The organism is bacterium (assembly GCA_024224155.1).
In the GTDB taxonomy this organism is placed as follows: Bacteria; Acidobacteriota; Thermoanaerobaculia; order Multivoradales; family JAHEKO01; genus CALZIK01.
On record JAAENP010000202.1, the window covers coordinates 1 to 4,574 of the forward strand.

The following is a 4,574-nucleotide window of genomic DNA, read 5'->3' on the forward strand; positions in this document are numbered from 1 at the left end:
ATCTTCTGCCGCCGGGAGGCGCGCGCTGCGCCATCGATTCCGCGCTCTGGGACCTGGAAGCGAAAACGGCCGGCAAACGGGCATGGGAGCTGGCGGGACTCGAACTCAAGAGGATCGTCACCGTCTTCACGATCGGGCTCGAAGAGGAGCCGGCCGAGATGGCGCGCAAGGCAGCAGCAGCAGCCGAGCAGCCGATCCTCAAGATCAAGCTGGACGCCGACCGCCCGGTGGAGAAGATCGAGGCGATTCGCGCGGCACGGCCCGATGCAAGCCTCGTCATCGATGCCAACCAGGGTTGGAGCTTCCAACAGTTGTTGGAGGTTGCCCCCCGGCTGCACGGCCTCGGTGTGACCATGATCGAGCAGCCTCTGCCCCGCGGCGCGGATGGAGAGCTCGAGGGGTACCAAGCGCCCCTGCCGCTGTGTGCGGACGAGAGCTGCGTCCACGGGGGCGAGATCGATGAGGTAGTTGGGCGTTACCAGATAATCAATATCAAGCTCGACAAGAGCGGCGGCCTGACCCACGGGCTCGAGATCGCACGCGAAGCGAGAAAACGCGACCTCGGGTTGATGGTGGGCTGCATGTGCGGAACCTCGCTCGCCATGGCGCCGTCATTCGTGATCGGTCTGGCGTGCGATTTCCACGATCTGGACGGCCCGCTCCTCTTCGAGCACGATCGGCCCCACGGAATGAAATATTCAAACGGCGTGGTGTCGCCGCCGTGCCCCGACCTCTGGGGTTGATTCGGCCCGAGGGTCGCCGTGCACGGCCATTTTGGGTAGCGGCGTGTTGCTGCCGGCATCGACCACCCAGGTGCGCACTTTGACGCGATCGACGATTTCACTGACGAAGAGCAGCACGATGCTCAAGAGGAGCAAGACAAGGAGCAGGGCGGTGCGCCTTGTCATGCTATTGATCAATGCCGGCTTCCAGCGATTCCCGCATCACCGAGTAGACGTGCGTGTTCGGATAAATCCCCCTCAGCTTCTCGGCGCCGGGCCCGCGGCCGTAGGTTGGAACGGGGTCACTCGTGTGCTCGCCGGTTGACCAAACTACAAACGAATGCCGGGAGAGGTGATGCGCGAGAAGTGCAGAGGCGGCATCGTCGGGGTCGTCACGATAGCGGCGAAAGTCTTCGGTCCCCGGCTGCCCATCTTTATCTCTGACCAGTGCTGCCCGGGCTTCGTCCAGTGTCATCTCGAGCCCGGTATGTGTGCGCACCTGTTCGATGAGCCTTTCGGGATCCAGACCGGCTTGTTCCAGGATGTAAGAGTAGGACGCACTTTGCCTGAACAGTATTTCGAGGTGTTCCGTAGTTGGATACGACCACTCGGGCTGGTAAACGACTCCGCTGTCGGGCAATTGGTCCGGGATCGGGCCGAAGTAGCCATCGGTGAACGCGAACCCACCGGTGCCGTGATCGCCGGTTACTATGACGAGCGTGTCCGGATTGTCCTTCTGAAATTCCAGGGCCACGCCGACGGCTTCATCGAGCTCCAGGATCTCATGCAGCATGGCGCCTGCATCGTTTGCGTGCCCGGTATAGTCGATGCTGCCTCCTTCCACGAGCATGAAGAAGCCCTCATCGTGTCGCGACAGGACGTCAATCGCAGCCGTAGTCATCTCGACGAGGGTGGGAACCCCTTCAACACTCAGATTTTGACGGTCGATAACGTAGGGCATGGCACTGGCCGAGAACAAGCCAAGAACCTTCGTTGCACCGCTTGCAGCCTCGCGCAACGAGGACGAATCCGACGCGACGGCGTAACCCATGTCCTCCAGGTCCTCGACTCGGTAGCGCGCATCCCCACGCTCCGACTCGCCATCCAGGTCTCCTGGAATACCCGGCAGCATCTCGGAAACCCAGGACCCGGCAGGCGCGAGGGCTCTTGCTCCGCCGCCAACAAGGACGTCGACATCTCCGTCTTGCAAGAGGTCATCCATCAGCGCCGGCTCACTGTTGTATCGTGAGCTTTGATGCAGCGCAAAACCCCCAGGGGTTGCATGGGTGATGCGCATGTTCGTGACGAGCCCGGTCCCGAGGCCGCGTTTGTCGGCCCACTCGAGGATCGTCTCCAACGGATAGCCGTCAGGATCCAGTCCCAGCATGTCATTGCGGGCCAGTTGGCCTGTCGCCATCTGCGTTGCGGCTGCAGCGGAATCAGTGACGATATTCCCGAACGGTATTGTAAGAGAGTAGCCGGTGTTGCCGTCTTGCATGATCGCATCGATATTGAGCTCTCGATGCTCGACAAGGCGTGCATACTGGATGCCGAGTGACACTTGCGTGGCACCGAAACCGTCACCAATGAACAGAATGACCTTGCGAACCCCGTTTGGCTGCTGCTCAGGCGCTGGTGCCGGGCTGCACCCGACGAGCAGCATCATGCTGAGCAAGGGCGGGAGAAACACCAAGACTGTGTGTCGGGCAATGCGTTTCACGTTTTTGCTCCTCGTTAGCCGAAGATGCGCTTCAGAACAGGCGCCATTTTTCGCATGCCTACTATAGCCGATGTCGTTAGCTCGAGCTCGTCGCAGAATCCGTCTGAGCCTGTGGTTCTGGTTCCTACGCCTGGGAGCCTGGGACACCTGCGCCTGAAGCCGCCCAAAGCGGCTGACCGTCGACCTCGAGACCCTCTGGCCCGGGCTTCCACGCGGGTTCAGGCCACCGCGCCAGACTCGCTGGCAGGCAGCTAGCCATCCAGGGGCCGTCCAGCACCACTTTTCAGGCCCGATCCCCCTGCTGCGCGGAAAAGCGATTTCCTACTCTGCCGGCGCCTGGCTTTGTCTCGCATCACCTGTCGAAACACCTGATAGCCCGGAATGCCGTTCACGCCCCCGCCCGCGTGGGTGGCGCTCGACCCGTGGTAGAGGCCGCGGATCGGGGTCCGAAAATCCGCGTAACCCGCGGCGGGTCGCATGTGGAAAAGCTGATCGGGAGTGAGTTCTCCGTGATAGATGTTGCCGCCGAGCATTCCGAGTTCCTGTTCCATTTCGTAGGGCCCGAGCACTTGGCGCCCAACGATGGCGCCGCGCAGATTGGGAGCGAGATCGGTATAGAGATCAACGACCCGATCCGCGTAGGCCTCGAGCTCCTCGGGATGCGGCTCCTGGCTCCATTCGTGGGGCACCCACTGCGTGAACAGCGACATGGAGTGGAAACCCTCGGGTGCGAGAGTGGGATCGAGGGTGCTTGGGATGAGACCTTCTGCGAACGGAACCTCCGAGCCCTTATGGTCGATGTGGGCGTCTTGAAATGCGCGTTCGACTTGAGTCGGTGAATAACCGAGATTGAGCATACCCGTGTGGTGTTCTTGGAGGTTGGTACCGGGATGCGCGCGAAAATCTGGCAGCTCTGAAAGCGCGAGGTTGATTTTCACCGTGCCGGAGCGGGTTCTCCAGCGCTCGATGTCCGCAACGAATTCGTTGGGCAACTCGCCTCGGTCGAGCAGTTGAAGGAATGCGATCTTCGGGTGGATCGCGCTGACGACGACCGGTGCGCGCAACTCCTCGCCGCTTTGGAGCGCGACGCCTTCGACGCGGCCGCCCTTCGTCAGAATCCGGCCGACGGGGGAACCCGTGCGAACCTCGGAGCCGGAACTCTCCGCGGAGCGCCGCATCGCCGATGTTACGGCACCCATGCCCCCAATCGGCGGACCCCAAGCATTGTGGGAACCATCGACGTCGGAAATCCCGGCGTGCAGCGCCATGAAAGCGCTGCCGGGCGAGTCCGGGCCGCCCCAGGTTCCGATCACACCCCAAAGCGAAAGGGCGCCCTTCAACTGCTCTGATTCGAACCATGAGTCGAGCAAATCCGTCATGCTCATGGTGAAGATTTTGGCGATGTCGGCGACACCCCGATGCCCGAGCCCACGGAGCTTCCATGCGAGGCGCGCCTGCTCGAGAAGATCGCCGGGCGAACGGGATCCCAGACGCGGGGGCACCTGCAGAAACAGCGGCGCCACCACCTGGCACACACCGTCAAGCCATTCCGACCACTCGGGGAAGCGCTCGGCGTCACGTTTCGAAAAGCGTGCAATCGATTCGCAAGTACGCCCCATATCATCATTGAAGGTTTCGATGGCGCCGCCAGCGGGAAGCGGATGGCTAACCATGTTGACCGGTTTGACCTCGAAGCCGAAGCGACGGAGCCCAAGATCGTGAACCACGAAGGCCGGAAGTACGGAGACGACGTACGAGTAGGTGGATACTTTGATTTCCGGGTAATCGGAAAAAGGCGCGCTGGTGTCGGCTGCACCGCCGACCGTCTCGCGCGCCTCGAGAACGACGGGCCGAAGGCCGGCACGCGCGAAGTAGGCCGCAGCTACCAGCCCGTTATGTCCACCGCCGACAATGATCGCGTCGTAGTTGTTGGTTTCCATAATATTCTCCGTCAGCTTTCTGGGCGCCGCTCTTTCGCATTTTATGATGCCACGCCGATGGAACTCGAACTCGGCGAGAAATGCTTTTAGGGTGTCACTACGTAGGGCACACCCTCCTCTTTGGCGAGCTCGCTGAGTCGCCCCAGATTGTCCGAGAGGAGCCCATCGAGTACCGATTCCTGCTGCGCCAGC

4 protein-coding genes are annotated in these 4,574 nt (G+C 61.7%); 1 reads left to right on the forward strand and 3 read right to left on the reverse strand.

All coding sequences use genetic code 11. The annotated features are described in order from the left end of the window. The coding region (locus GY769_11440; GenBank protein ID MCP4202534.1) for a dipeptide epimerase at positions 1-743 on the forward strand (743 nt) is incomplete at its 5' end. On the opposite strand, the gene GY769_11445 is transcribed toward GY769_11440, so the two are convergent. From GY769_11445 to GY769_11455, 3 genes are all read right to left on the reverse strand, one after another. Beyond that, on the reverse strand, positions 699-908 hold the full coding sequence (locus GY769_11445) for a hypothetical protein (protein ID MCP4202535.1): 210 nt from the start codon (positions 906-908) through the stop codon (positions 699-701). The genes GY769_11440 and GY769_11445 overlap by 45 nt on opposite strands. 1 nt (position 909) lies before the next feature. Beyond that, complete coding sequence (locus tag GY769_11450) at positions 910-2,442, reverse strand: hypothetical protein (GenBank protein ID MCP4202536.1); 1,533 nt, start codon at positions 2,440-2,442, stop codon at positions 910-912. Positions 2,443-2,693: 251 nt separating this feature from the next. Further along, on the reverse strand, positions 2,694-4,382 hold the full coding sequence (locus tag GY769_11455) for an NAD(P)/FAD-dependent oxidoreductase (GenBank protein ID MCP4202537.1): 1,689 nt from the start codon (positions 4,380-4,382) through the stop codon (positions 2,694-2,696). Positions 4,383-4,574 lie beyond the last annotated feature (192 nt).

What these genes read in the sequence shown, in the direction of transcription:
- GY769_11445 (MCP4202535.1), bottom strand. Translation starts at nt 908, where the DNA reads ATGACAAGGCGCACCGCCCTGCTCCTTGTCTTGCTCCTCTTGAGCATC.
- GY769_11455 (MCP4202537.1), bottom strand. Translation starts at nt 4,382, where the DNA reads ATGGAAACCAACAACTACGACGCGATCATTGTCGGCGGTGGACATAAC.